Origin of the sequence: Hymenobacter sp. BT730 (assembly GCF_030542105.1) — a bacterium.
Classification (GTDB): Bacteria; Bacteroidota; Bacteroidia; order Cytophagales; family Hymenobacteraceae; genus Hymenobacter.
Genome location: NZ_JAUOFB010000006.1, coordinates 79,245 through 106,176 on the forward strand (window position 1 = coordinate 79,245; position 26,932 = coordinate 106,176).

At 55.6% G+C, this 26,932-nt stretch carries 20 protein-coding genes; 8 read left to right on the top strand and 12 right to left on the bottom strand.

Going from position 1 to position 26,932, the window contains the following annotated elements; translation table 11 throughout:
- Window positions 1–17: 17 nt before the first annotated feature.
- From Q4G72_RS15025 to Q4G72_RS15055, 7 genes are all read left to right on the top strand, one after another.
- Window positions 18–593 (top strand): NADH-quinone oxidoreductase subunit NuoE family protein, encoded by a 576-nt coding sequence (locus Q4G72_RS15025; RefSeq protein WP_303312250.1) that lies wholly within the window; start codon window positions 18–20, stop codon window positions 591–593.
- 27 nt (window positions 594–620) lie between these two features.
- Window positions 621–1,961, top strand: a complete 1,341-nt coding sequence (gene nuoF, locus Q4G72_RS15030; RefSeq protein ID WP_303312251.1) for an NADH-quinone oxidoreductase subunit NuoF — start codon at window positions 621–623, stop codon at window positions 1,959–1,961.
- Window positions 1,962–2,006: 45 nt separating this feature from the next.
- Window positions 2,007–3,014, top strand: a complete 1,008-nt coding sequence (locus Q4G72_RS15035; protein WP_303312252.1) for an NADH-quinone oxidoreductase subunit G — start codon at window positions 2,007–2,009, stop codon at window positions 3,012–3,014.
- Between the two features lie 61 nt (window positions 3,015–3,075).
- A complete protein-coding gene (gene nuoH / locus Q4G72_RS15040; RefSeq protein ID WP_502213688.1) occupies window positions 3,076–4,155 on the top strand; it encodes an NADH-quinone oxidoreductase subunit NuoH in 1,080 nt (359 codons plus the stop codon).
- A gap of 35 nt (window positions 4,156–4,190) precedes the next feature.
- Entirely contained in the window at window positions 4,191–4,754 is a 564-nt protein-coding gene (locus Q4G72_RS15045) for a NuoI/complex I 23 kDa subunit family protein (protein WP_303312253.1), read from the top strand.
- Between the two features lie 52 nt (window positions 4,755–4,806).
- Window positions 4,807–5,316 (top strand): NADH-quinone oxidoreductase subunit J family protein, encoded by a 510-nt coding sequence (locus Q4G72_RS15050; protein ID WP_044511878.1) that lies wholly within the window; start codon window positions 4,807–4,809, stop codon window positions 5,314–5,316.
- Between the two features lie 65 nt (window positions 5,317–5,381).
- Window positions 5,382–5,900, top strand: a complete 519-nt coding sequence (locus Q4G72_RS15055) for an STM3941 family protein (protein WP_303312254.1) — start codon at window positions 5,382–5,384, stop codon at window positions 5,898–5,900.
- A 36-nt stretch (window positions 5,901–5,936) separates the two neighbouring features.
- Here Q4G72_RS15055 and Q4G72_RS15060 read toward each other — a convergent pair whose 3' ends face one another.
- The 5 genes from Q4G72_RS15060 to Q4G72_RS15080 all read right to left on the bottom strand — a co-directional run bounded on the left by Q4G72_RS15060 (window position 5,937) and on the right by Q4G72_RS15080 (window position 11,555).
- Complete coding sequence (locus tag Q4G72_RS15060; RefSeq protein WP_303312255.1) at window positions 5,937–6,146, bottom strand: hypothetical protein; 210 nt, start codon at window positions 6,144–6,146, stop codon at window positions 5,937–5,939.
- Between the two features lie 73 nt (window positions 6,147–6,219).
- Complete coding sequence (locus Q4G72_RS15065; protein WP_303312256.1) at window positions 6,220–6,603, bottom strand: hypothetical protein; 384 nt, start codon at window positions 6,601–6,603, stop codon at window positions 6,220–6,222.
- Between the two features lie 61 nt (window positions 6,604–6,664).
- Entirely contained in the window at window positions 6,665–7,273 is a 609-nt protein-coding gene (locus Q4G72_RS15070; protein WP_303312257.1) for an RNA polymerase sigma factor, read from the bottom strand.
- A 168-nt stretch (window positions 7,274–7,441) separates the two neighbouring features.
- Window positions 7,442–9,964, bottom strand: coding sequence for a TonB-dependent receptor (locus tag Q4G72_RS15075; RefSeq protein WP_303312258.1), 2,523 nt, complete (start codon window positions 9,962–9,964; stop codon window positions 7,442–7,444).
- A 154-nt stretch (window positions 9,965–10,118) separates the two neighbouring features.
- Entirely contained in the window at window positions 10,119–11,555 is a 1,437-nt protein-coding gene (locus Q4G72_RS15080; RefSeq protein WP_303312259.1) for a hypothetical protein, read from the bottom strand.
- A 238-nt stretch (window positions 11,556–11,793) separates the two neighbouring features.
- Between Q4G72_RS15080 and Q4G72_RS15085 the strand changes: the two genes are divergently transcribed.
- A complete protein-coding gene (locus Q4G72_RS15085) occupies window positions 11,794–12,558 on the top strand; it encodes an SDR family NAD(P)-dependent oxidoreductase (RefSeq protein ID WP_303312260.1) in 765 nt (254 codons plus the stop codon).
- Between the two features lie 82 nt (window positions 12,559–12,640).
- On the opposite strand, the gene Q4G72_RS15090 is transcribed toward Q4G72_RS15085, so the two are convergent.
- From Q4G72_RS15090 to Q4G72_RS15120, 7 genes are all read right to left on the bottom strand, one after another.
- Window positions 12,641–13,105: a MaoC family dehydratase gene (locus Q4G72_RS15090; protein ID WP_303312261.1), complete on the bottom strand. Its 465-nt coding sequence runs from the start codon at window positions 13,103–13,105 to the stop codon at window positions 12,641–12,643.
- A 57-nt stretch (window positions 13,106–13,162) separates the two neighbouring features.
- A complete protein-coding gene (locus tag Q4G72_RS15095) occupies window positions 13,163–14,119 on the bottom strand; it encodes an alpha/beta fold hydrolase (protein WP_303312262.1) in 957 nt (318 codons plus the stop codon).
- Complete coding sequence (locus Q4G72_RS15100) at window positions 14,116–15,618, bottom strand: acyl-CoA synthetase (protein ID WP_303312263.1); 1,503 nt, start codon at window positions 15,616–15,618, stop codon at window positions 14,116–14,118. Before Q4G72_RS15100 ends, Q4G72_RS15095 begins: the two co-directional genes overlap by 4 nt.
- Window positions 15,619–15,671: 53 nt before the next feature.
- Complete coding sequence (locus Q4G72_RS15105) at window positions 15,672–17,210, bottom strand: sodium:solute symporter family transporter (RefSeq protein WP_303312264.1); 1,539 nt, start codon at window positions 17,208–17,210, stop codon at window positions 15,672–15,674.
- Window positions 17,211–17,231: 21 nt separating this feature from the next.
- The gene (locus tag Q4G72_RS15110) at window positions 17,232–18,236 is read right to left on the bottom strand and encodes a 3-oxoacyl-ACP synthase III family protein (protein WP_303312265.1); all 1,005 of its coding nucleotides are present in this window, start codon (window positions 18,234–18,236) and stop codon (window positions 17,232–17,234) included.
- A 4-nt stretch (window positions 18,237–18,240) separates the two neighbouring features.
- A complete protein-coding gene (gene fabG / locus Q4G72_RS15115) occupies window positions 18,241–18,984 on the bottom strand; it encodes a 3-oxoacyl-ACP reductase FabG (RefSeq protein WP_303312266.1) in 744 nt (247 codons plus the stop codon).
- 247 nt (window positions 18,985–19,231) lie between these two features.
- Window positions 19,232–26,803, bottom strand: coding sequence for a T9SS type A sorting domain-containing protein (locus Q4G72_RS15120; RefSeq protein WP_303312267.1), 7,572 nt, complete (start codon window positions 26,801–26,803; stop codon window positions 19,232–19,234).
- Window positions 26,804–26,932: the final 129 nt, after the last annotated feature.

Sequence of the window (26,932 nt, forward strand, 5' to 3'; positions counted from 1 at the left end):
TGCTGAATTTGACTGATATGGAACCGACTACTGCGCCCGCTAAGCCGCAATTTTCTGAAGCTGCGAAGGCCGAAATTGCGCGCATTTGCAAGCAATATCCTGAAGAGCGCCGCAAGTCGGCCCTGCTGCCTGTGCTGCACATTGCCCAGGCAGAATTTGGCGGCTGGGTAAGCCCCGAAGTACAGGACCTGGTGGCCGAAGTACTGGGCCTGGCCCCGATTGAGGTGTACGAGGTGTCGACGTTCTACACCATGTTCAACCTGAAGCCGGTAGGCAAGCACGTGCTGGAAATCTGCCGCACGGGCCCCTGCATGCTGCGCGGCTCCGATGAGCTGACCGCTCATCTGGAGCGCATCACCGGCGCTAAAGTAGGCGGCGCCCCGTCAGAAGACGGTTTGTTTACCCTAAAAGAAGTGGAGTGCTTGGCCGCCTGCGGCTTTGCCCCCATTGTGCAGGTGCGCGAGAAGTACTACGAGCAGCTGGACACCCAGGAAGCCGTGGATGCTATGCTCCTGGAGCTGCGCAACCAGGTACACCGCCCGGCGCTGCCGTGGGAAGAAAATGGCCTCCCAAACGCGCTGGCCAACAACTAACGTCTTTCAGCTTACCGCTCAGAACTTATGGGACGCAAACTGCTGACCGAACATATTAACGTTGAAGGCATCGAAACCCTGGAGGTATACCGCAAGCATGGCGGGTACCGCTCGGTGGAGAAGGCCATCAAAACCATGACGCCCGATGAGGTGGTGGAAGAAGTGAAGAAGTCGGGCCTGCGGGGCCGCGGCGGCGCTGGCTTCCCCACGGGCATGAAGTGGAGCTTCCTGGCCAAGCCTGAAGGCGTTCCGCGCTACCTCGTCTGCAACGCCGACGAATCGGAGCCGGGCACCTTCAAGGACCGTCAGCTGATGTCGAAGCTGCCGCACCTGCTCATCGAGGGCATGATTACGAGCTCCTACGCGCTGGGCGCCAACACCTCGTACATCTACATCCGCGGGGAGTTGTTGTACGTGCTGCGCATCCTAGAAAAAGCCATTGCCGAAGCCTACGCGGCCGGTTACCTGGGCAAGAACATATTGGGCTCGGGCTACGACCTGGACCTGTACGTGCATCCCGGTGGTGGCGCTTACATCTGCGGTGAGGAAACGGCTCTGCTGGAATCCTTGGAAGGCAAGCGCGGCAACCCGCGCAACAAGCCCCCATTCCCGGCCGTGCAGGGCCTGTACGCCCGCCCCACGGTGGTAAACAACGTGGAATCTATTGCCGCGGTGCCGGTAATTGTGAACGAGGGTGGCGAGGAATACGCTAAAATCGGAGTTGGCCGGAGCACCGGTACCAAGCTGATTTCGGCCTGCGGCCACCTCAACAAGCCGGGCATCTACGAAATTGAGCTGGGCCTGCCCGTTGAAGAATTCATCTATTCCGATGAGTACTGTGGCGGCATCTGGAAAGGCCGGGAGCTGAAGGCGGTAGTAGCCGGGGGCTCTTCCGTGCCGATTCTGCCCAAAGAGCTTATCCTCAAAACCGCCGCTGGTGAAAACCGCCTGATGACTTATGAGTCGTTATCGGATGGTGGTTTCGTGACGGGTACCATGCTGGGCTCAGGTGGCTTTATTGCCATGGACGAGACGACCTGCATCGTGCGCAACACCTGGAACTTCTCCCGCTTCTACCACCACGAGTCGTGCGGGCAATGCTCGCCCTGCCGCGAGGGTACGGGCTGGCTGGAGAAAGTGCTCCACCGCCTGGAGTACGGGCACGGCCGCATGGAAGACATCGACCTGCTGGTGAGTGTAGCCAAGCAAATCGAAGGCAACACCATTTGCCCGCTGGGCGAAGCGGCTGCCTGGCCGGTTGCTGCCGCTGTGCGCCACTTCCGCGAGGAGTTTGAATGGCACGTGACCAACGCCAAAGATGCTGTGCAGCCCGGCGCAGTATTCCCCGGCAAGGCCGTGTTGGTTTAATTTTCTGGTAATTGACTTTCTCTTCCCTCACGGAAGCTTTGAATAATGGCTAAAATAACCTTCGACGGCATCGAGGTGGAAGTTCCGGACGGAACCACCATCCTCAACGCAGCCCGCCAGATTGGCGGCAGCATTGTGCCCCCGGCCATGTGCTACTACACGCCCCTGAAAGGCTCGGGCGGCAAGTGCCGCGCCTGCCTGGTGCGCGTAGCCGCCGGCTCGGCCAAGGACCCGCGCCCCATGCCCAAGCTGGTGGCCTCGTGCGTAACGCCCGTGCAGGATGGGATGATAGTGGAAAACACTACGTCTGAGCAGGTAATGGACGTGCGCAAAGGCATTGTGGAGATGCTGCTCATCAACCACCCACTGGACTGCCCCGTTTGCGACCAGGCCGGAGAGTGCGACCTGCAGAACTTCGCCTACGAGCACGGTGTAAGCACCACCCGCTACGTAGAGGAGCGCCGCACCTTCGAGAAAATCGACATTGGGCCGCTGATTCAGCTGCATATGACGCGTTGCATCCTGTGCTACCGCTGTGTGTACACCGCCGACCAGCTGACCGACAAGCGCGTGCATGGCGTACTGGGCCGTGGCGACGCCGCTGAAATCGGCACGTACATCGAGAACATCATCGACAATGACTTCTCCGGCAACGTTATTGATGTGTGCCCGGTAGGCGCTCTGACCGATAAAACCTTCCGCTTTAAGCAGCGCGTGTGGTTCACGAAGCCCGTGAATGCGCACCGCGACTGTGAGAACGAGAAGTGCGGCGGCCGCGTGGTACTCTGGTACAAAGGCAAAGATGTGCTCCGCGTAACGGCCCGCAAGGACGAGTACGGCGAGGTAAAAGAGTGGATCTGCAACACCTGCCGCTTCGACAAAAAGGAAACCGCTGACTGGACCATCGAGGGCCCGGCCCACATTGACCGTTCCTCGGTTATTTCGGCCAACCACTACGAGCTGCCCGTCGTGAATCCGCAGGTAATTGCTGATTTGCCCGAAAGCTCTATTCGTGATTTGGAGCAGAATCCGCCCATGAAACTGGGTAACTAGGTTTAGTATACACGGTTCTGCCACCCTTTTCTGAGGGTGATTTTAAGCAAGCAACTCTCCCATGATAGAAATACCAACCCTGGGCTGGCAATCCATCGTCATCTTCGTTGTATTCGCGCTTTCGCTGCTGATTGCTACGTATTGCACCTACGCTGAGCGGGTAATTGCCGCGTTTCTACAGGACCGCGTGGGCCCGGACCGTGCCGGCCCCTATGGCCTGGCCCAACCCCTGGCCGATGCGGTGAAGATGTTCACGAAGGAAGAATTCTTCCCCGGTGGCGCCAATAAGGCTCTGTTCATCTTCGGCCCCTGCCTGGCCATGATTACGGCCCTCATGTCGTCGGCGGTTATTCCGTTCGGTAACAACGTAAGCTTCGGCAACAACCTCTTTTTCCTTCAGGGAATTGAGGTGAACATCGGCATGCTGTGGATCTTCGGCGTGGTTTCGCTGGGCGTATATGGCGTGATGATTGGCGGCTGGGCTTCCAACAACAAGTTCTCACTACTGGGCGCCATCCGGGCAGCTTCCCAGAACATCAGCTACGAGCTGGCCATGGGCATGTCGCTGATTGCGGTGCTGATGATTTCCGGCACGTTGTCGCTGCGCGAAATCACGCTGCAGCAGTCCATTGCCGGTGAGTGGCACTTCTGGAACATTGTGAAACAGCCTTTGGGCTTTATCATCTTCCTGGTGTGCGCTTTTGCCGAAACCAACCGTACGCCCTTCGACTTGCCCGAGTGCGAGACGGAGCTAGTAGGCGGCTACCACACGGAGTATTCTTCCATGAAGCTGGGCCTATACCTGTTCTCGGAGTACGTGAACATCTTCGTGGTGTCAGCCGTGATGAGCGTGCTGTACTTTGGTGGCTTTAACTTCCCCTTTCAGTACGAGCTGCGCGACTGGCTGGTGAGCAACCATGATTGGACGCTGGCTTCAGCTCAGAACCTGATTACCTTCCTGGGTACGGCCGGTCTGTTCCTGAAGATCTTCGCCTTTATCTTCTTCTTCATGTGGATTCGCTGGACTCTCCCGCGCTTCCGCTACGACCAACTGATGCGCCTGGGCTGGACCATGCTCATTCCCTTGGCCGTAATCAATATCCTCATCACCGGCGGGCTCATCCTGTTCGGGGTGATTTAGTAACTTATCAGTAGCTCCCAAGCTGCTCCCTGACTATGCAACTCACCAACCGAGCCAAGGTACTGGAGAAAAAGCCGATGACGCTGGCCGAGCGGGCATACCTGCCGGCTATTTTCCAGGGGCTAAGCATCACGATGCGGCACTTCTTCATGAAGAAGGCCACCATCCGCTACCCCGAAGAAACGCGCCCCTTCTCCCCCATCTTCCGCGGCCTGCACGTGCTCAAGCGCGACGAGCAGGGCCGGGAGCGGTGCACCGCCTGCGGCCTCTGCGCCGTAGCCTGCCCCGCCGAAGCCATTACCATGGTGGCCGGCGAGCGGAAGAAAGGCGAAGAAGGCCTCTACCGCGAGGAGAAGTACGCCGTCAGCTACGAAATCAATATGCTGCGGTGCATTTTCTGCGGCCTCTGCGAAGAAGCCTGCCCGAAAGCCGCCGTATACCTGCAGCCCGATAAAATGGCTCCGCCACGCTATGAGCGCGACGAGTTCATTTACGGCAAAGACCGGCTGGTAGAGCCCGTGTCGCCTGATGCCCGCTCTATCCGTGGTATTCAGCTGACGCCGGAACAGGCCGAGGCGCTGCGCAGCAAGCTGGCTTAATTCAACTCCTCTATGGTGCTGCGCCGGCGCGGCACCACATTATTACTCTGATATGTCTCCACTCTTTCTCTTCCTGGCATTCGTGGCGCTGCTGAGCGCGCTGGGCGTGGTGTTTGCCAAAAACCCGGTGCACAGCGTACTGTTCCTGATCCTGACGTTCTTCGCGCTGTCGGGGCACTACCTGCTGCTGAACGCGCAGTTCCTGGCCGCCGTGAACATCATTGTGTACGCCGGCGCTATTATGGTGCTGTTCCTGTTCGTGATTATGTTCCTGAACCTGAACGTGGATACGGAGCCGCATAAACCTGCACTGGCCAAAATTGCTGCCGCCGTAGCTGGTGGCTCGCTGCTGCTCATCATGGTAGCCGCCATGAAAGACGTGCAGCCCGCTGGTTACGATGCCGCTACGTTCAACTCGCAGATTGGCATGGTGGATAAGCTGGGTATGGTGCTTTACACTCAATACCTGTTGCCGTTTGAGCTGGCCTCGGTGTTGTTCCTAGTGGCTATGGTGGGTGCCGTAATGTTGGGCAAGCGCGAACTGGGAGAGCGGAATTTCTAGACTTTCTTGTTCTATAAAAAAGCAGCGGCTGAGTTTTCAGCCGCTGCTTTTTTATGTTTGCCTCCATGGAAATCAAGCTATACAAATCACCTTGGCGAGCAGTAAAGCTTTTATTAGGATCTGGCGCTTTTGTGGCCTTAGGGGTGTGGCTGCTTCAGCAGGAAAATACGCAGCCATTAATCGTCTGGGCCTGTGTTCTGTTCTTCGGTCTTGGTATCCCGCTGGGCATTTTTCAACTACTGGACCGTCGCCCGCAAATCATTATCAATGAGGTGGGCATTTTTGATAGAACCACTTATAAAGGCATTATCAATTGGGAAGTAATTCAGGATGCCTATTTAGTAAGCGTACACCGGCAGAAAATCCTTTGCCTGGTAGTGCCCGAACAGTTCGAACCCTCCTACCACAAAGGGGTTCTTTCCCAATCCTTAGCGGAGCTTTCCAAATCCCTGGGGTTTCAGGAGCTGAATATTCCGCTGGGTATGATCAGCATTAATGAGTTGCGCTTGATTGAATTCATTCTGGCCATGGCAAAGGCGGAGCATCCGTCCCGTGCCACACTTTTGCAGGAGTATCAGGCCTAACCCCCATCTATCACCAGCCTCCCCGGTAGCTTTCTCCTAGTATGACTTTACCCGAAGCCACTTCCGCACCACGTGGCCCTTCCACAGCCACAAACCGGAGAGAATTACCACCGGCATAAACACGAACCGCACGGCAAAAGCAGCCCTCGCAATGCTGGCCACGGGGCCATAGATAAACCCCAGAATCGGAATGCTGAGCAACAGGTGTAGCCAGCGAATCAGCTTACGTTCGGTTGCAGCTTTCATAAGGTTTCTGTGAAAGTGACGGATTGCATTTCACAAAAAAGCGGCGACTGATGTCTCAGTCGCCGCTTTTCGTTTATTGGGCTTGGGAAGCAGACTGAGGTTGCTCAGCGGGCATGCGCATCCACGGCGGGCCGCAGCTGGTGCGCATTTTCTGGCGGAATTTCTCCCGCTCTTCTTCCGTCATGCCCTGCATGCGGGTTTCCATTTTATTGCGCCAATGTTCCTGGGCACGGGCTTTCCAGGTAGCGCCTCCCCCACCTTTGTGAAAACCGCCGAACAGGATGCGGCTCAGGACCAGCAGCCCCAGGGCCTGCACAAAGGTGAGTAGTGGCAGGCCGAAAATGGCGGGCATGAGCCAGTTCCAGAGGCTCATCACTACAAAGCCGGCCAGCGCCACAAATAGGGCGGCAAAAAGAAGGAATTTTAGGCCGCGAAGCAGCCAGAAGGAGCGGTTCATATATGAGTTGTTGTCGGGGTGCGAGAAGGAGGTATGACTAGCCGTTAAATCGTCGGCTTATTTAATCCGTGAAGAGGTCGGTGTAGAGGTCCTGCAGTTTGGTGCGCAGCTGCTGCACGGCGTAGTGCTTGCGCGAAATCAGGGTTTTAAGGGGCACGCCGGTTTCTTCCTCCATCTGCCGGAAGGTTTTGCCTTCGAACTCATGCCACACAAACACCTGGCGCTGGGCGGGCGGCAGCTCATCCAGGGCATCCAGAATGGCTTCCATAATGGCCTCACGGGCCAGTGCGGTTTCCGTGGAAGAGTCGGCGGCGGGCAGCACGTCAGCCAACAGCAAGGATTCTTCCGCGTCCTGGGTGGCATGGAAGGCGGCAGCTTCTTCTAAGGAAGAGGTTTTGGGCCGGCGGTACCGGTCGATGATTTTGTTGCGGGCCACGCGAAATAGCCAGGCCGCTACCTGCTCCACAGGCTTTACCATGCGGTAGCTTTGCACCAGCTCGTAGAACACATCCTGCAGCACGTCTTCCGCATCGGCCTCATCCGGAATACGCCGGCGGATGAACGACAGCAGCCGGCCGCGCTGCGCGCGCACGGCCTCCTGTATCTGCTGATCCTGGTGGCCGGCCGTCATGAAGGAGGCGTCGTCGTAAGTGATAGGTAGTGTTGCCATTCTGCTGATACAGACGGACAGGCGAAGAAAATACTTTATTGATGGATGCGCATTTTTTATTCGTCCTAAAAAGAGGAAGGCAACGACCAGAAGTCGTTGCCTTTCATCTTAACCAAATCAAAATCTTTGTTCTCCTAAGCCTACACAGGCGTTAAAGAACGGGGTAGCTTATTTGCCCATGGCGGGCAGCATTACCTTCAGCTCGGCGGAATACAGGCGGCCGATGAAAGGCGACGCCACAAACTCGCGCACTTCGCTGTCGAATACATTGCTCACCTGCGCCGAGGCGGTGAGGTATGTGTTGATGCGGTAACCAGCGCTCAGGTCTACGTTCACGAAGCCGCCCAATGGGCCGTAGTTCCAGGTGCGGCCGTAGCGCGCGTTTTCCTTAATGCCCAGCTCGGGGTTGGCCTCGGCAGCTACGTTGATACCGGAGAAGAAATCATATTCCTGTACCCAGCGCGTGAACACCGAGCCAAAGAACTTCTTGCCGCTGTAGTTCACGGCCAGGCTCATTTTGTGAGCAGGCGTGTTGATGGGCAGGTCGATTTCCGCTACTACTTTGCCGTCCTTATTGCCGTCGTTGCGCAGGTCTTTCTTGTCGAGTTCGTAGCCGAACCAGGAGTAGTTCAGGGCCAGGCCCACGGTTTTGGTGAGGTAGTAGTTCAGGCCCAGATCGGCGCCGTAGGTATTTACCTTGCCAAAGTTCACGTAGGTGAGCAGTACCGCCGCACCGGCATCGGGCGTGCCCGGAATTACCTGACTGATGGGCGTATCGCCGCGCTTCACCACTTTGCGGCCCTGCGTGGCAATGTTGATGGCTGGGCTCAGGAAGTTTTCCGACACGTTGTAGTAGGCGTTGGCATCTACGAAGAACTTCTCCGAGAGCTTGCCTTTGTAGCCAGTTTCAAACGAGTTGATGGTTTCTACTTTTAGCTTTTCGATTACGGTGCCGTCGCTGAGCGTGTAGCCTTCCCCGTTGCCAATCAACAGGCCGCCGAACAGGTAGCCATCCAGGTTTAGAATGGTGGGTGCGGCAATGCCGCGGCCGTAGGTTAGGCGCACCGACTGGTCGTTTTTCGTCCAGACTAAGGCCGCTTTCGGAATGAAGTTGAAGCCGTACCGGTCGTGCTGGTCAGCGCGGGCCGCTACAATGGCTTTGAAGCCCGAGCCAAAGGCCCGCTCCACCTGGCCATATGCACCAATCTGATTGATGACGATAGCGCCGTTCTGGTCGAACAGGTAGGTGTGCTTGCTGTCGGCTATGTCGCGCTGGTACTGAGTGCCCAGCACCACGGCAAAGCCTTTGAACTCGTTGTTGTACTGCAGCTCCCCATTGATGCGGCGGGAATCATCACGGAACAAGGCGCCGCGCTTCAGGGCAATGCCGGCATCCTGGTTCTGGCCAAACCACTGCTCGCTGTAGGAGCGGCGGCGGGCCTCTTCCTCACTGAAACCGGCATCCTTAAAGCTCAGGTAGTTCTGGGTGCGCTGGTTGATGGCGTAGGTTTTATCGGTCATGCTCCAGGTGTGGTACAACTGCGCAAACACGTGCGGCGACACGTAGCGGGCGTGCAGGTAATGCACCTGCCAGTCCTTAATCTGGTTGCGGCCGGCGTTGGTCTGAGCCACGTAGCTGGAGTTGTTGCCGCCGTAGCTCAGAATCACGTCGGCTTTATCGGTCAGGCTGTAATACAGGGCTGCTTCGCCGTGCAGGCTCTTGAAGCTGCGGTCCAGTTCCAGCTCCTCGGCAGCGTGGAATTTGGGTGGCACGGCGGGCGTAGTCGGCGTAGCGGCTTTGGCAAATGCCGTGTTGTTGTAATACACGGTATCCACGTAAGGGAAATCCATGCCCTTGGTGTATTCTCCGGTCACCTTAAAGGCGAACTTGGAATTCAGAATCTGCGCGTGCCGGAAGCGGGCCGAAAACACGCTTTGGTTGCCTACACCCAGCGCCGCCGTGGTACCGGCGGAAGTGCGCGGGTCTTTGCTCAGGGTGTTCACCAAGCCATTATGGGCATTGGGGCCGTACAGCGCCGCCGATGGTCCCAGAATCACTTCTACCCGCTCAATATCCTCTTTCACTACGCTGGAAAGCGGCCCCAGCGGCAGACCGGTGGCAATGAGCGTGGAGAGGCGTGCATCATTCATCTGCAGGTTTTTGGGGTTGAAGGCGCTGTTAAAGCCGCGCACGTTCAGGCCCGTACCCAGCACGCCGGTCCGGATGTAGTCCACGCCTTTCTGGCGGGCCAGCAACTCGCCCACGTTAAAGGAAGGCAGCTCCGAAATCTGCCGGGAATTAATAACGCTGATGGTGGCCGGAGCTTCCGTTAGCTTCTCAGGCCGGCGCGAGGCCGATACTACCACTTCCCCGGCCATGACGGAGGCGTCGCTCATGGTAACGGTGCCCAGGTCGGCTACGTCCTCTCCCACTGTCACGGTGCGGTCGGGCAGCTGGTAGCCTACCATGGAAAAGCGCACGGTGTGCGTGCCGGGCGAAATGCCACTGAGCGTAAAAGTGCCATCGGAGGCGGTGGCAGTGCCCATGTTGCGGCCGGGGAGCGTAACGTTTACGCCCGTCAGGGCCTGCCCACTTCCATCGGTAACGCGGCCCCGGATGCCGCCGCTCTGGGCCACGGCCCACAGTGCCTGGGTGCTCAGCAGGAGAATTAGTAGAATTCTGGAGGCCATAATAGGTAGGGTTATTTGAGTGGGAAGTTTGGGTTGGGAGAGAGTATAGGCTGAATCTACAGGGCTCCTTAACCGCCTGCTTTCCACGGCATTAAAAAAGGAAGGTGGACTTAACCAACCTTCCCTCTTCACTTAATCAACAACTATCTTTTTATCAACCACTTATCTCCGAGACCAGCAGCATGGACTTTATACGCACGCACAGGTGCGGAATGCAGGATTTTACCTCCGCCAGCAGGTCCAGCAGCAGGCGCTGCTTGTGCGCATTGCCAAAATGTGGCCTCCCCGACTCTACCATTTTCGCTACTAATTGCTCGTCATCAATTTCGTTTTCTACATACCTACTAATGTGGTAATACCACTGCAGCGTGGGCAGATAATTAGGCCGCGCCTGGTATTCCGCCTCCTTGTGCAGTAGCTGAAATTTGCGACACGCTTTCAGCAGCTTATCATATTTTTCCTGCAGCACCAACGACTGAAAATAGGCCACGAAAAAGATGTGCCAGCGGTGCGCCAGAATATCCTTGCTGTTATCGCGCAGGAAGCTGTCGGCCATTTTTTCGCCGTCGGCGGGCTGGCCGTTCAGGTTCAGGCATTTAATGTAAAAAGCCATAAACCCGATTTTATTCCGCAGGTTATTCGTGTGCCGCAGCGAGGGAAATGACTGCTTCATTAAAGCCAATGCCTCGTGTATTTTGCCCTGCCGCAGCAGAATGGCGCTGTAATTATTGAGGTAATGTAAGTGGTCGGTATTTTTCTGTTTAATAGATAAATACCCGTACTCTTCGGCCTGCTGCAGCACGTCGAATTTAGAGTGCAGCAATACGCAATTGGCGTAATAATTAAACAGGATGCGGCGCGAATAAAATACGCCCTTTTTGAGCAGCACATCCAGCGCATCGTACACCTCTTTCAGCTTATCAAAAGCCGAATAATTAAAATACAGAAACGTAAGCCGCACCACCGCGAAATAGCGGTTTAAACCATCCAGCGTTTCGTCATTAAAGGTATCGAGCAACCACTGCTCCCACTGCCGGCTTTCGGTGGTATTCTGTGCGTACTGGCTGGTAATGTCCAGGGTAGCATCGTGCAGTTTTTGGAATACCTCCTTGCTCTTCTCGTAATTCGGGCGCTGCCGCTCAATGAACTGCGACACCGTGTGGTGGTCTTTATAGCGCATCCGGATCAGCAGAAACTGCCGGTAGCTCAGCGTCAGCTCATAGAATTTGGTGAAGTAATATTCCGGCCTATCATAGCGCGCAATAGCCTGCAGCAGCACTTTTTCCTCCGCGGGGCTGATGGAATCCGTCATGATTTTCTGATCCAGCTGGTTGATGTGGATCAGGTGCTTGTCCACGTCAATGCTGTCCAGCCGCTGCTGAATCCACTGCTTCAGGTTGGAGTACTTGCGCTTATCAATGGCCGTGCGAAACGCTACCGGTGTGCGCGGGTGCTGGCAGTTATGTTCAATAGTCTGCAGAATTTCCCGGTTGTCGGCGTCCTGAAACTGCTGCACCTGCATGAGCCAGGCAATTTCGTGTGGCAATACATCCGACGCGAAATCAGCGAATTTCTCCAGTTTCTTTTTCATCGGGCAGGCGGGAATTGGGTTGGTAGCGCGCCTTCGAAGTTAGTGCTTTCGTCTTCGCGAAATGCAGGAATATTTCCGGCAATTTTCACCCCTCAATTGGCTCGATAATAAGTCGTCCTTTATTCAACCATCAGAAAAACCGCGGAGGTCATTAATCCAAATTTAAGTTGTAAACCATTGGATATCTGCTTACTTAGTGAAGCACATTTATCCATCATTCTATTATTCCTCTGCTGATATGAAAAGACTGGAAAACAAAGTGGCCGTTATTACGGGCGGTGCCGGCAGCATTGGCAAAACCACCGCCAAGCTGTTTTTGGCGGAAGGAGCTAAAGTAGTGCTGGTAGACCTCAAAGAAGACGACCTGAAAAAGGCCGCCGATGAGCTGCAGGGCGGGGCTAACCTCACTTACTGCGTCGCCGATGTTACCCAGTCAGACCAGGTCCGGAAATACGTGGGGGAAACGGTAAAAGCCTTCGGCAAGATTGACGTGTTTTTCAATAACGCGGGCATTGAGGGCGTGGTAAAACCCATTACCGAGTATCCAGAGGAGGTTTTCGACAGGATTGTGGCCGTTAACATTCGCGGCGTGTGGCTGGGGGCCAAGTACGCCTTGCCCCAGATGAACGATGGCGCCAGCATGATTATTACCTCCTCAGTGGCGGGCCTCAACGGTAGCCCCAACGTAAGTGCCTACATCACCAGCAAGCACGCCGATGTGGGGATTATGCGGGCCGTAGCCGTAGAGGCCGCGCCCCGCCGAATTCGGGTAAACTCCGTGCATCCCTCGCCGGTAGAAAACCGCATGATGTATTCTTTGGAAGAGGGATTCGCCCCCGGTCACGCCGAGGACGCCCATAAATCTCTGGTTGCCACCATACCGCTGGGCCGCTACGCCCAGCCGGAGGAAATCGGCCAGCTCGTATTGTTCCTGGCCAGTGACGAAAGCCGCTTTATTACCGGCACCACGCAGGTAGTAGATGGCGGCATGGGCGTGATATGAACTAGTACTGTAGCCAATAATGCCACTGGCCCCACCCGAAACCGATTGGTTTCCGGCGGGGCCAGTGGCATTATTACTACGACTATACGAAGTGATACAGGAACGTAATAACGCCGGTGTACGCCGGCTTTTTAACGTCTTTGATTTCCATTGTTACCTCTATGCGTGCCTTGGCAATGCCGCGCAGATCTTTTACTGAAAGCAGCTTGGCGTGCAAACGCACCTCACTATTCACCAGCACTGCCTGATTAAACCGAAGGCTTTCGATTTCATAGTTCACCTGCATTTTCAGGTTCTCAATGGCCACAATCTGACACCAGAAATACGGCAGCAACGACACCGTGAGGTAGCCATGCGCAATAGTGGCCCCAAACGGGGACTCCGTTTTGGCCCGCTCGGCATCCAGATGAATCCACTGGTGGTCAAGCGTCGCGTCAGCAAATTGGTTGATCTGCTGCTGGGTGATGGTGTGGAAATCGGTTACGCCCAGGTCCTGCCCTTCGTACTGGGCCAGCTCAGCCAGGCTGCTGATAGTAATGATGCTCATTGGAAATGAAAGTGGTGGAGGAAACCAGTAACGCAAAGATGCGTTGCCGGGGCCATTTTATTCCGCCACAAATTCCTTCACCAGCTTATTAAATTCCGTGGGCTGCTCGTAATGCGCAAAGTGCCCTGCCTGCGGCAGCAGCACCTGCCGGACCTGCGGCAGCCGCGCCACGCCGGCGGCGGATACCTGCGCCGTAGTCAGCGTGGGGTGCAGCCCCCGGTTCGGTATCAGGAAATCATCGGCCCCAAACACCACCAGCGTGGGTTGCTGCACCTGCGGCAGGCGCTCAAACACCGGCCCGTCCAGCATGCCCGACATGCTGTTGACTACCGTTTGCGCGTACTGCCGGAAGTCCTCGCACTGCATCATAGCCAGCCGCTCTTTTATCCAGAGGTCCACGCTGGCTGGCATCTGGTAGAAGTTGTACTTGTGGTTCATGCGCACCTGCGCTTCCGGTGTGTTGACGATGGACTCCACCGTGTAGAAATTGCGCAGCACCTGGGCTTCCGAAGCGGTAAACGTCTCGAAACCGGCCGGGGCCACCAGCACCAGCTTTTTGATTTCCTGCGGGTATTTCAGGGCGGCCGTCACGGCAATCTGCCCGCCCATGCTGTGGCCCACTAGCGTCACATTTTTAAGTTTCAGCTTGCGGATAAACTCGTGCACTACATCGGCATAAAACTCCATGGTGCCGGGGTAGCTGCCTTTGGACGACTTACCATAGCCGGGCAAATCCAGCGCCAGGCAGCGTGCTGATTTGCTGACTTCGGGAATCGTCCGTTCCCAGGCCCGCACGTAGCTGCTCAGGCCGTGAATGAAGATGAGCGTTTGCGGGCCTTTGCCGGCATCCACGTAGGCTATTTGCAGGTTGCTGGCCAGCTTGGCGGTATGCTCGGGCAAGCCGTAGGAGCCGATGACTTCGCGCATCGACAGTTCTTCCGTCTGAAAACTCATAACCGGGTAGCTGGCTAGAAGCAGAAATAGGATGGGCAGAAAGCGGAGGGCGCGGTTCATAGGCTGGCTTTCAATACCTTTTTATTGATTTTGCCGGTATCGTTTTTGGGCAGCTCTGGCACCAGCTCCACGTACCTGGGCACTTTAAACCGGGCCAGGTTGCCGGCGCAGTAGGCCAGCAGCGCCTCGGTGGAAATGGTAATGTCTTTGGTCACGATGAAGGCCTTGCCTACCTCGCCCCAGCGCGCATCCGGCACCCCAATCACTGCCACTTCCGACACGCCCGGGAACGTGAGCAGAAACCGCTCTATCTCGGCGGGGTACACGTTTTCGCCGCCGGAGATATACATGTTCTTGATGCGGTCCATCACGAAGAGGTAGCCTTCCTCGTCTTGGCGCAACAAGTCGCCGGTGCGGAACCAGCCGTCGGGTATGGCCTGGGCGGTGGCTTCGGGGTTGCGCCAGTAGCCGGGCGTAACTACGGGGCCGCGCAGGCACAACTCCCCTACTTCGTTCGGCCCCACGGTCTGGCCCTGCTCGTCAATTAGCTTGATATCGAGGTAGAAATTGGGCCGACCGATGGAGCCAATTTTGCGGATGGCATCGTCTTGGTGCAGGGAAAACAGGTTGGGGCCAACTTCCGTGAGGCCGAAGCCCTGTCGGATTTTGATGCCTTTCCGGTCCCAGGTTCGGATAACGTCCAGCGGCAGCGCCTCGCCACCCACAATGAAATAGCGCAGGCTGCTGAGGTCGGCAGCGGCAAAAGCCGGGCTTTCCAGCATCATTTTGAGCATGGTAGGCACACCCATGAAAATGTCGGCCCGCTCCTGCTCCAGCAGCTGCAAAATCCGCTCGGGCTGGAATTTCTTGAGCAACCCCACCGTAGCGCCGCGGTGCAGAAACGGCGTAACCAGCACGTTCCAGCCGCCGGTATGGAAAGGCGGCATGCAGTTGATGGTGGTGTCCTGGGGCGTAATTTCCAGGCTCATGGTAGTGTTCAGGCTGTTCCAGAGCAGCATGCGGTGCGTGTAGAGCGCGCCTTTTGGGAAGCCGGTAGTGCCGGAGGTGTACAGGATGAACACCGGGTCGTCTTCGTCGGGCTCCAGCCCCACAAACAGCGGCACGTGCGGTAGCGCCAGCCCCTGCTCACAGATAGCCCGCACTTCCTGTAATGGCCACACCTGAGGCACCGTAAGAAGCGAGGGCAGTTGCGAGGCTTTCTCTTCAAACTGTTCCTCGTATATCAGCAGCGCCGGCTCGCAGTTCTGCAGCAGATAGTCAATTTCCGCCCCGGCCAGCCGATAGTTCACGGGCACCAGCACCAGGCCGGTTTTCTGCGCCGCCACAAACAGCGTCACGTACTCCAGGCAATGCTCGGCAATAACCATTACCCGGTCGCCGGGGCGCAGGCGGTGGCGTTGGGTCAGCTCGGTGGCCAGGTGGTTAGCGGCCTGGTTCAGCTCGGCGTAGGTACGTGTGCGGCCCGTGTCCAGCTCATTCAGCGCCAGCTTGTGGGGCGAGTACAGCGCCCACTTCGCTACCCAGTCTTTGGTGTACATGATTGGAGAAAATTGAGGGTGGGAATGGGGAATCAGAAACGAAGACAGGCAAGCTAAGCGGCTACCGCCACGGTTTTTTCCGGCACCGACGCGCGGTGCAGGGCCAGGTACAGCACGCCCCCCACGACCACAGCGGCCACAATGCCCAATGCCGCAGATACACCGGGGTTGCGCACCGGCAGCTGCATGTAAGGCGTAAGCCGACCGTAGTACACGCCAAAATGCACCAGCAGCGCCGTAACGGAAGCCACCGTAACGGCCAGGCGCGGGGCATCCCGCAGAAAGATACCAAAGCTGATGGGCACAAAAGCCGCCGCGAAATAAGCGTACACGCCGTTCTGCGCGAAGATGGCCACGCTCAGTTTGGCGTTCAGCAGCTGGTCGTACGACAGCCAGATGGCCACCGCGCCCAGGACCGTAATCACCAGCCGGTTCAGCCAGATTTCGCGCCGAAAACCGCCCGTGCCGCTGAATACCGTGGGACTCAGCAGCGGCTTAATAATATCCGACGTAATGGTACTCGACAAGGACTGAATCAGGCTTTCCAGGGTGGAAATACCGGCCGAAATCAGCCCCATAATCACCAGCAAACCCACGTACACCGGAAACTCCCGCACCACGTACGCCGACATGATCTTGTCCATCTTCAGCTCCTGCCCATTCAGCTGCAAACCGGGAAAAGCTAGGCGCGCGTAGAGGCCGGCAAATACCACCGAGAAAAACACGGTGAGCACCAGCACCGCCGTGAGCAAGTAACGGTTTACGTCCCGCTCGTTGTCCAGCAGCAGGGATTTGGTGATTAGGTGGGGCTGGCACACAATGGCCACGCCGATAACTATCTGGCAGAAAATGATTTCAAAATAGTCGCGGAACAGGTAGCTCTGCGGGTTGGTAGCATGCGTCAGGGCGGGGTCGATGGCCGCGAGCTTCGCCAGAAAACCGTGCACGCCCTGGCTGAAATGCTCGTAGCCGGAGGTAAGCAGCACCACCGCTACCACCAACTTCAACAGGGCCTGAATAGTGTTGGTATACACCATGGAGTTGGCCCCGCCAAACATCATGTAGCCAAAAATGAACACCACAATCCCCACCAGCACCGGCAGCGGCGGCGCATTCAAGGCATTGCTGAGCACCTGCGTGAGGCCTACACAAATGAGCACGATAAAGGTGATGAGTAACAAGGACAGCCACCCGAAATAGCGCGTGAGGCCGGTACTCTGAAAGCGCGAGCCAATCCACTGCGCCAGCGTCAGGGCCTTCACGGTTTGGCCGTGCTTGCGAAAGCCTTTGGTAAACACCACCAGTGAAATCATAGAGGCCAGCGGCATCACCACCCCAAAGGAGAGCATCCCACTTAGGCCATACAAGGCAATAAAGCCAGGGTTGATGATGAACGTAGCCGCGCTGGTCATGGAGGCCGCCAACGACAGTCCCACCGCTATGGGCGAAAACCGCACCGAGCCCACGGCATAATCAGCCATGCTCTTGATGCGTAGCGCCCCGCGCACCACGAAAAACAGAATCACGGCCGCATAGCCGACCAGCAGCAGAGCAGTGGCGGTTACCTGTTCGGGAGTAGCTATGTTATTCATGATGGGGTAAGATAAGGGCTATCAGAATCGGAACGCAGCGCCCGCGAAGGTTAGGCCACCGCCGGAGCCAATCAGAAAAATAAGGTCGTTTTCCTGGATGCGGCCGTTGGTTACGGCATCATCCAGCGCCATGGGAATGGCGGCTGAGCCGGTGTAGCCGTAGCGGTCCATAATGATGGGCGCCCGCTCGCGCGGCACCTGCAGCCGGTCCAGGGTTTCGTGGATGGCATGAATGTTCAGCTGGGTCATTACGTAGTGGTCCACGTCCTGCGGACGCACGCCAATATCGGTGGCCATTTCCTCGGCCAGTCGGGTCCAGGTGTCCGGGTTCAGCTCTTTGGGGAAGCGGTGCACAAACTTCAGCTTGTGGTCGTTGCGGGCCACTACTTCGGCCGTTATGGGCTGATTAGAGGCGCCAGCGTAAATGCCCATCCAGGAGGCGTACTGGCCTTCGGTGTGCAGGCGGCTGGTCAGGAAGCCCCGGTCGGTGCCGGTGGCGGCGGTGAGCAGCACGGCCCCAGCCCCATCGGCAAAGAGCGTGACGGTTTTCTTGTCCTGCAGGTCCAGGTACTTGCTCATGGTGTAGCCGCCCAGCACCAGCACCCGGTTGTAGCGCGTATCGGCGCTGATGTACTTGGCGGCCACATCCAGCGCCGTGACAAAACCGGCACAGGCCGCATTCAAGTCGAAGGTGCCGGCGCGGGTGGCCCCCAGCCGATGCTGCAATACTGTGGCCGTGGCCGGCGACACATACTCGGGCGTATCGGTGGCCACAATGAGCAGATCCAGCTCATCGGGCCGCACGCCGGCGCGGTTCAGGGCCTGCCTGGCGGCATGCTCCAGCAAATCGGCTACTGATTCGCCCTCGGCGCACCAACGGCGCGTGTGGATGTTCACGTTCTGCCGTAGCCAGGTGTCCACGTCTTCGCCCAGCAACTCGTTAAAGTAGCTGTTGGGCAACTCGCGCGCCGGCGCGTAGGAGCCGGTGGCGGTAATGAGGGCGCGGCGGGTGGAGGTTGCTGGCATCGGGCTAGATGGTTACCGCGCCGTCCACACTCAGCACCGTACCGCTCACAAACCCGGCCTCATCGGAAGCCAGAAACAGGTAAGCGGCGGCAATTTCCTCGGGGGTTCCCAGGCGGCGCAGCGGGGTGCGCCCCTTCAGCATATTGATGACCTTTTCGGGTATAGTCTCAATCATATCGGTGGCAATGAAGCCCGGGGCTACGGCATTCACGGTGATGTTGTACTTGCCCAACTCGCGGGCCAGCGTCTTGGTCAGACCGATGAGGCCGGCCTTGGTAGCCGCGTAGTTGGCCTGCCCGAAGTTACCGTACAGCCCCACCACTGAGGAAGTGTTGATTATGCGGCCGCTCTGCTGCTGCTCCATATAAGGTGCCACAGCCTGGGAGCAGACGAACACGCCGGTCAGGTTTACATCGAGTACCTGCTGCCACTGTTGCAGGGTCATTTTGCGCAGGGTGGCGTCGCGGGTAATGCCAGCGTTGTTGATGAGCACATCGATGCGGCCAAACTGCTGGTGGGCGGCCTGGGCGGCGGCCTGTACCTGCTCGGGTTGAGTGGTATTGACTAAGGCAAAAGCGGCGCGGCCGACCTGGGCTTCTAACTCGGCGCGGGTAGCTTCTCCCTTTTCCTGGTTCACATCCCAGATAATGACGGTGGCGCCTTCGGCCGCGAATCGTAGGGCCGCAACCCGGCCAATTCCGCTGGCGCCGCCGGTAATGATGACTACTTTATCCTGTGCTCGTTTCATGCTGAGGTTGTATGCAGCCTGAAAGTAGCGGGGGCCTTTTGCCTGGTGCAGGAACCCAAAAGAAAAAACGGGTGGACTTAAGCCATTTAACTCTTTATCAGCGCAACTATATTGCTGTATTTCAATTAATTACTCCCTAATTACCCCTACCCGACTTTCCTACAAACCCAGCCATTCCCACACTACCGAAGGCATAAAAAAAGGCAGCCCCAAGTGGAGCCGCCTTTTTAGGCTTTTTTGAAACAGATTACTCAACTACCAGCTTCTGCGTGAGGCGGCCTTCCGCCGTTTGCAGCGAGACGATGTACATCCCGGCAGCCAGCTTAGCGGCAGGCTTCACGGCCATATCCTGCTGGTCCAGCGTCAAGTTCACCGCCATCCGGTACACCTCGCGGCCGAAGCCGTCGGTGATACGCAGCGTGCCGGCAGTGCCTTTCAGACCCTGTATCAGTACATTGAATTGAGTGCCCTTGGCAGGGTTAGGATAAGCTTGCAGTGCTGCTTTGGCAATGCCGGCCATCTTCACCACTACCACGGAGCTGTACGCCGTGCGGCCGTCATTATCTACCTGGCGCAGGCGGTAGTACGACTGGCCCTGGAATGGACGGGCATCGGTAGCGGCATACTCAACACGGGTAGTGCTGGTGCCTTGGGCTGCCACTTGGGCTACTGCTTCAAATGCCCTACCATCCAGGGAGCGTTCTACTACGAAGTGCGAGCTATTGCGCTCCATGGAAGTAGCCCAGGCCAGCTGCACTTTAGTACCTACCATCTTAGCGGTGAAAGCTACTAGTTCTACTGGCAGCGGCGTGTAGGCATTGTTGAGCGGGTTATCTACTAGGTTGGTAGAAGCCAAAGCAAACAGCGAGTTGTTGGTGATGCTGGTAACACCTGATGTAACGTAACCGGCAGGAGCAGCTGGCGAGAATACACCAGCCCCGCCTTCGTTCGTCCAGGTGCCGCCAGCAGCCGTAGCCCGCGCTACGCGTAGGTTGCTGGGCACATTAATCTCTTCATCATTAATATTGGTGTTAAAGCTAAGCTGTACCGTAGGGTTCGTTATAGCTCCACTCAGTGCCGTAATGCTATAATAGCGCACTCGTGACAGGTTGGAAATGCCCGAGCCGGCTGCTACGGCACCGGTTGCTGAAGTTTGCACCATCTCAACCTGTACCTCCGTGCCCGCGGTGCTGCCACCCTGTGCCACAATAGTTACCGGACGGTAGAAGTTGATAGAAGCATCACCCGGCTTAAAGTTGCCCACTGGGAATGTGCGCGTGGCCCCTGCCTCTGTGGGGAACGTAATGGCCAGTTTGCCCAGAATATAGGCATTTAGGCTTTCCCCCGTCACTGGCTGTGTAGCCGTGTTGGTCAGATGCAGCGTGTTGGCTCCCGTCACAATATTACCCTGGTTCAGATTAAGCAGGTTGCTTACCGTTGCGCTCTGCTGCATGGTTAAAGCACCCGTACCTTCCTTGTACACATTGTAGAAAGTGGTAGCCAGCGTACCGCCCAGGTTGCGGGCCGTGTTGCTCAGGAAACGGACAGCACTGGTCCCAGCGGTGAATACGCCGGAGTTGGTCCAGTTGCCCTGCAGGTAAACATTGCTGCTGCCTGCGTTGAAAGTGCTCTGGTTGGTGAAGTCACCAGTCAGCGTCAATTTGTTGGCATTGGCATTGTAAATACCGGAGTTTACCAGATTACCCGTAACTGTCAGGTCGCCGTTGCCGGCGCTGAAGAGATTAGACGTGGCCAGGTTGCCCCCTACGGTAATAACACCATTCTGACCAGCGGCATTGAACGTACCGGAATTCGTGAGGTGAGAGGCCACCTTCAGGGCGCCCGCGCCCGTCTGATAGCTACCCGAGTTCACTAATACCGTTCCAATGACCACGTCACCAGCTGCGGTAGTGATGGTGCCGGCATTCATCAGAGAGGTACCAACAGTGGTTTTACCACCACCCAGCGTTAGCGTAGCACCGGTATTATTGGTTAGCGACTCTGCAATAGAAAGAGCACCATTACCCAGATTGAAGGTACCGTTGTTCACGAAACCCTTAGCCGGGTTCACCAGCGTCACATCAATGTCACTTTCGTTATTGATGGTGGTGGTGGCATTTACCAGCACAGAGCCATTTACCTGCAGCGACACGTTACCCAATGACTTCGTGGTATTAATACCGGAGAAAACCAGGTTATTGTAGATCGAGCGGGGCGGCAGCGTCACAATAAAGCCTGTGTACTCTACTGTACCACCAGCCGTGCTCGTAAAGTCAGTGTAGTTACCGGCCGGGAAGGTTGAAGAGTTAATAATCAGACGACCTGTGCCCGTTACTACCCCAAAGTTATTGGAGGTGAAGTTGCCAATATTTAATGTTCCGCTCAGCGTGAGTGAGGACGCGTTGCGGCCTGCCTGAGAAGTGTTAATCACGTGGCCTGGCAGAATCACGACCGGGGTACCGGCTGCAGGAGCCGTAGTAGCCGTCTGACCGGCTGGAGAATCCGAACCATCCGGGTTAAACGTCCAGGAGCTGGGCGTATCCCAGTCAGCACCAGTGGTAGTGATATTAGGAGCTGCATTGCGGCTGTAGTACACTTTCACTGCCTGGAATTCACTCGTTAGCCCAGCCGTGTAGTCACCATTGATGTAGCTTACATACGTATTAGCCGTAGTGGAAGCCAAATTGATAGTGTGAGTAGCAGCATCCACAGAAGTAGCAATACCCCCAATAGGTATCCACTGATTAATCAGGAAGCGCCCCGTCCGGTAATTTGCTTCCTGGGCTGCTGTTGCATCTGTGCTCACATATTGATAGACGTGCCGAACGGACAACCCGCTAAAGCCCGTGCTACCCACCCGCCAGTAATACTTCAACTCTGTATTGCTGGCAGCATCTGTATTGGAAGGATGAGCCGAGTTAACCGGCGCTACTGTAATAGTACCTACTGCCGTATTGGCGTTAACCGTATAGGTTGCCGGTGTATATTTCCCGGTAACACCTACTGGGAAAACAAATGAGGTAGCAGCAGCCGGGAAGGATTTCTGCACCCCTTCATCTGCCACGTTACCGTTTGTGATGATCATCTTGGTGGTAGAGAAGGTGCCACCGGCTACTGCAGTACTGCTGGTATTAGTCAGTTTCAGCAGGTTGGATCCAATAGTCAGGTTACCATTGGTCAGCGTGAGTATACCATCTACCTGTTGCGCTGCCAATGCGGTAGCGCCATTGCCGCCATTATTGATTTCCAAATTGCCGAAGATGCCGTAGCCGTCACCGCCAATGGTCTGAGCAACAGCGCCAATGAGTGCCACCTTGCCCGCACCACTATGCTTAGCCGAGTTCACTACATTGCCCAACACTGAAATAGTGTTGCCACCATCAGCCAGTTCCCCTTTGGTCAAGGTAAGCTGCCCATGTACACGCAGAGCAGTATTGTTAGTCTGCAGGTTTACTTGACCGCTGGTGTTCGTGTTATTAATAACCAGATTGCCGAAGTTGGTCAGATTACCAGTGGCCCCGGTGAGCAGTTGGTTATTAGTCGAGGCGTTCAGGGTAGTAGTTTGGGTAGCCAGCTTAGCCTGATAACCGCCTACCGTTAAACCGGTGGTAGCTGTAGTGTTGCCGTTAGTAAAATTGCCGGCAATTGAAACATCCAGTCCATCTGTATTGAATATGGAGTTGGCATTACCAATTGTCAGGTTCCCCTTCAGCGTGAGCGGGTTCTGAAGCAGAGTAGCTGTGTTATTATTAGCAGTACTAGCTCCATTATCCACTTTCAGGCTAAACAGCGGAACGGTTGTATCCAGCTTCAGGTTAGCCGCTGCCGTTGCAGTTGGATTACCCAACACAATTTCGCCTCCGGTAACTGTGCTGGTAGCCGGGTGCAGATATACATCTGCCGTAGCAGCAACGCCAAGGGTTCTGAGTACCGTCAAGGCACCTCCTGTCATGGTAAAGGAGCTACCTGCGTTCAGCACTTCAAACTGGGCCCGGCTAGCATCAAAGTTGTTGCCTCGCACCAGTACGTTGCCACCGCTTTGGCTGTACGTCAGGGCGCCTTGCGTTGTAGTAAGTGGGCGACGAATCTGCCCATCTACGTTCAACGTTCCGCTCGTTACCACAATTTCCGGCTGCGTAGCACCAGAGTATTCGATGCTACGACCTACGTTGATGGTACCAGCCAGCGCGCTCAGACGACCATCCAGCTGCAGAGTAGCTCCAGTGGCCAGGTTAATAACTGCTCCAGCTCCATTTACCGACAGGCCAGCCGTATTTCCAATGGTATAGGTGCCAGCATTCACCAGAATGGTAGAACTCGGTTTTGCAAAGCTGAAGGTGCCATTCGTAAGCACCAGCCAGTTATCCGTAGCAGGAACTGATAAAGTACCTGCTACATCCAAGGTTAAAACCGGCGTGCGGGAAGTGCCTTTGTTAACCGTGAGCTTATTAATGGATGTGGCGGTGCCGGTACCCGTTATTTTCTGGTCGGTATCACCTACAAAGGTTACATCAATCTTGCCACCAGCAGGTGCCAGGGCAAGCGTACCGTTGTTGATGACGCTACCACCAATCTGCAGCGTATTAAGTACCGTACCAGTTATAATGCCGAAGGTAGCGCCAGTGCTTACAAGCACATTATTGCCTACAGTTACATTGCGTGTGGCAGCACCATAACGTAGCTGTCCATTCTGAACCTGGACATTACCATCAATTGTCAGGTCCCCATTGGCACCTGCGCTTAGCGAAACCAATCCATTGAAACCGGTTTGGGTACCTGTGCTCAGGTCATTATAAATATGTAGATTCTGATTGGGCAGCGTGAGTGTACGACTAGTACCAGCATTCAGAACCAGATTGTAGTAACTGGACACTGTATTAGCAGGCAGTGTGTAGGCAAAAGCGCCTACTGTATAGTACTCTACCGTACCACCCTGTGGACCTAGGAAGTTGGCAAAATCGCCGCCGGGGAATACTGCCGGCGAAACCGTGCTGGCAATTCGCAAAGTACCGGAGCCCTGCACAATTTCCTCAGGCAGCGAACCAAAGTTGTGTCCCGTAGTAGTACCCAGGTCTAGTGTAGCCCCTTTGTCGATTTGCAGACTACCTGAACTGGCTCCATTAGCCGTTACCGTTACAGTGTAGTTGTTGCCAATAAACACGGGGTTGCCGGCACCTGGCACATCTGTAGCAGCTACTCCATCGTAGCCCGTTCTGGACCAAGTATCCGCAACGTTCCAGTTTCCGTTTTTACGGCTGTAAAACTTATTGATAGTCCCGAAGGCCGTGCGGTAGTCACCGGCAGTATACTCGCCATTAATATTGACAGCAGAGAAGTTGATATCAATGGTGGCAGCGTTTTTTACTACATCAGTAGCCAGGTTGTTTGTCTTCCACGTTACAGTAGCGGGGTCGTAGTAAGCCGCTACGTAGAAAGCCTTATTTCCCCCAATGAGAGCATTAGAAGCGGTGTATTTATGCACCACCTTATTAGCTGCCAGACCAGCAAAATCAGACTCAGATACCTTCCAGAAATATTGCAGGCTGTTTGGCTTATCCGTAGAGAAGGGGTTCACCACCTTCACTGGTGCCACATTTATCTTACCATATCGTGCCGGCGCTGCCATGAGGTTAATGGCGGCTGGGGTATAGTAATATGTGCCGCTTACCTGCGTGCCCACCGGAAAAATGAAGGTCTCAAGTGAGCCATAGGTTTTGCGGATACCCCCGTCGCTCTGGTTACCAGCCGTCAGAATCATGCGGGCGTTAGAGAACGAGCCGCCGCTGGCCACAATGGCATCTTTGCTTACGGAGGTAATATACAAGCGGTGGGTACCGATGTCGAACAACCGGTCATTAGCTAGGGTAAGGGTACCGCTGACTGTTTGATCAGCCGTGGCCTCTACTGCTTTCGGGCCATACGTAGCATCCGCCGTGCTCAGACTATTGTTCAACACCAGGTTGCCAAAGATGCCGGAGCCATCACCCCCGATGGTTTGATGCGTAGTGCCTGCCAGTGTGATGCTGCCGGTGGTGGTACCGCTGCTGGTATGCGTGGCCGAGTTCACCACATTACCCAGCACCGTCAGCACCTTGCCGGCATCATTAAATACGCCGCTAGTGAGTGTAAGCGTGCTGCGTACCCGCATAGAAGTGGTAGACGAACCGGCCAGCGTCAGCGTGCCGTTCGACTTGTTCATCAGCATTTCATTCAGGCCCAAAGCACCGGTTATGCCAATGGTTCCATCAATCTGCAGGTTCTGATCCTTGCTGCCGGTAAAGCTTGTGATGTTAGTACCGGGCAGGTAGACGGCTTGCGCGCCCACTATAAAATTACCCTGTACTGTTACGTTGTTGCTGTTAGTCTGCAGCGTAGCCTGGTTAGCACCGCTTGTCAGCGTCAGGTTATTCAATACGGTAATGGGTGCCATCAAGGCAGCCCCTGTCGTACCTGCAGCTGCAGTTGGCTCCGAAATCGTCATATTCCAGAACGGAGCAACCGAATTGATATTAACTGTGCCTGGGTAAGCATCAGCGGCAGGTGGTAAGATGATATTAAAGTCACCACCAGTAACAGAGTAGTTACCTACTGCTGTGGCGATATCAACCCCATCATTGCCTTCGGCATTGTATACGTTAATGATGCCACCACTCATGCTGAAGGTTTGCGTAGCAAAGGGGATGGCAAAACGCGCATAGGTTTTCTGCTTATCCAACTGTGCACCTGTACCCCTCACGTTAAAGGTTCCGCCCGTCATCGTAAAGCTACCTACTGGGGTACCTTCCTTTCTTGGGCTGAACTTTTCTACGGTTACAGTGCCGCCTTCAATCAGGTAGCTGCCTACATCGCCAATTACTGCACCATCGTTGCCAAGGCTGGTAAATGACCCGCTTGAAATCCGGAATAAGCCGCGTGCAATTAAGCCGCCCGAAATGCCTTTGTTACTACCACCAGTATTACCGGGCAAAGTCACCGATGCCCCGTCAATCCAAAGACCAGCGGTGGCAGGCAGTTCATATCCGCCCTGTCCGTTGGTATCACCCATCAGTCTCGACAAGGTGATATTTTGGCCCAGCTTCAAAGTACCGTTCTGCAAATCAACGATATACCCCGAGTACGCCTCATTTAACTGGAAATTACCTGCTACGGCCGCAGTAATAGATAAAATGTATTGCTGGCCTGCCCCCTTATTAACAATAATGTTATTGAACTTAGTAGCGCCATTGGCTTCCAGGCTTCGGTTTGTAGTCCCGGTGAAAGTGATACTACCTGTGCTATTGATGCTGCCGTTGTTGGTGATATTACCACTGGTAGTAATAGCGCCACTGCCTGAAAGCGTAGTGCCTGCCGCCAGGGTCATGTCACCGGCAATGGACAGGGTGTTTGCACCCAAGGCCAACGTCAGGGCACCTACACCTGACTTCTTAGTGGTCAGCGTACCCAGTACCGTAGTGCCGGTTGCAACGGAAGCCGTCATAGCCGTTGCCTTACTGTTGCTGAACAGCAGGTTATTGTATTGGGTAACTGAAGGCAGAGTAATCGTACCTAAGTCGTAAAACTCCACTGTTCCCGTTCCCGCATCGTCAAAATTATTGGTCGTAACGGCAGGAAAGTTTGTGCTGGCTAAGCGAAGCAGGCCCTGGCCTTCCAACTTGGTAATAGCGCTGCCGAAGCTAAAGGTCTGCATGTCCAACACGCCACCTTTCTGAATAGTAATGCTATGCCCGGTGGTAGCAACGTTGGCCGTTAGATTAACGGTATAGCCATTTAGTATTACTACCACGTCCCCGTTAGCCGGCACCCCCGTATTCGTAAGCACGGAGCCTGTGGGATCAGTTGTCCAAGTTTTAGTAGTAGCTGTATTAGCCCACGGGCCATTTGTACCCCCACCTACATAAGTATAGTAGGTGGTTGCATGTGCTAAGGCACTACTGAGAATCAGTAGTAA

Coding starts and splice junctions, on each gene's coding strand:
- Q4G72_RS15080 (WP_303312259.1), bottom strand. CDS start 11,555: ATGAAAAAGAAACTGGAGAAATTCGCTGATTTCGCGTCGGATGTATTG.
- nuoF (WP_303312251.1), top strand. CDS start 621: ATGGGACGCAAACTGCTGACCGAACATATTAACGTTGAAGGCATCGAA.
- Q4G72_RS15075 (WP_303312258.1), bottom strand. CDS start 9,964: ATGGCCTCCAGAATTCTACTAATTCTCCTGCTGAGCACCCAGGCACTG.
- nuoH (WP_502213688.1), top strand. CDS start 3,076: ATGATAGAAATACCAACCCTGGGCTGGCAATCCATCGTCATCTTCGTT.
- Q4G72_RS15035 (WP_303312252.1), top strand. CDS start 2,007: ATGGCTAAAATAACCTTCGACGGCATCGAGGTGGAAGTTCCGGACGGA.
- Q4G72_RS15045 (WP_303312253.1), top strand. CDS start 4,191: ATGCAACTCACCAACCGAGCCAAGGTACTGGAGAAAAAGCCGATGACG.
- Q4G72_RS15050 (WP_044511878.1), top strand. CDS start 4,807: ATGTCTCCACTCTTTCTCTTCCTGGCATTCGTGGCGCTGCTGAGCGCG.
- Q4G72_RS15110 (WP_303312265.1), bottom strand. CDS start 18,236: ATGCCAGCAACCTCCACCCGCCGCGCCCTCATTACCGCCACCGGCTCC.
- Q4G72_RS15105 (WP_303312264.1), bottom strand. CDS start 17,210: ATGAATAACATAGCTACTCCCGAACAGGTAACCGCCACTGCTCTGCTG.
- Q4G72_RS15025 (WP_303312250.1), top strand. CDS start 18: ATGGAACCGACTACTGCGCCCGCTAAGCCGCAATTTTCTGAAGCTGCG.
- Q4G72_RS15100 (WP_303312263.1), bottom strand. CDS start 15,618: ATGTACACCAAAGACTGGGTAGCGAAGTGGGCGCTGTACTCGCCCCAC.
- Q4G72_RS15060 (WP_303312255.1), bottom strand. CDS start 6,146: ATGAAAGCTGCAACCGAACGTAAGCTGATTCGCTGGCTACACCTGTTG.
- Q4G72_RS15090 (WP_303312261.1), bottom strand. CDS start 13,105: ATGAGCATCATTACTATCAGCAGCCTGGCTGAGCTGGCCCAGTACGAA.
- Q4G72_RS15070 (WP_303312257.1), bottom strand. CDS start 7,273: ATGGCAACACTACCTATCACTTACGACGACGCCTCCTTCATGACGGCC.
- fabG (WP_303312266.1), bottom strand. CDS start 18,984: ATGAAACGAGCACAGGATAAAGTAGTCATCATTACCGGCGGCGCCAGC.
- Q4G72_RS15055 (WP_303312254.1), top strand. CDS start 5,382: ATGGAAATCAAGCTATACAAATCACCTTGGCGAGCAGTAAAGCTTTTA.
- Q4G72_RS15095 (WP_303312262.1), bottom strand. CDS start 14,119: ATGAACCGCGCCCTCCGCTTTCTGCCCATCCTATTTCTGCTTCTAGCC.
- Q4G72_RS15085 (WP_303312260.1), top strand. CDS start 11,794: ATGAAAAGACTGGAAAACAAAGTGGCCGTTATTACGGGCGGTGCCGGC.
- Q4G72_RS15065 (WP_303312256.1), bottom strand. CDS start 6,603: ATGAACCGCTCCTTCTGGCTGCTTCGCGGCCTAAAATTCCTTCTTTTT.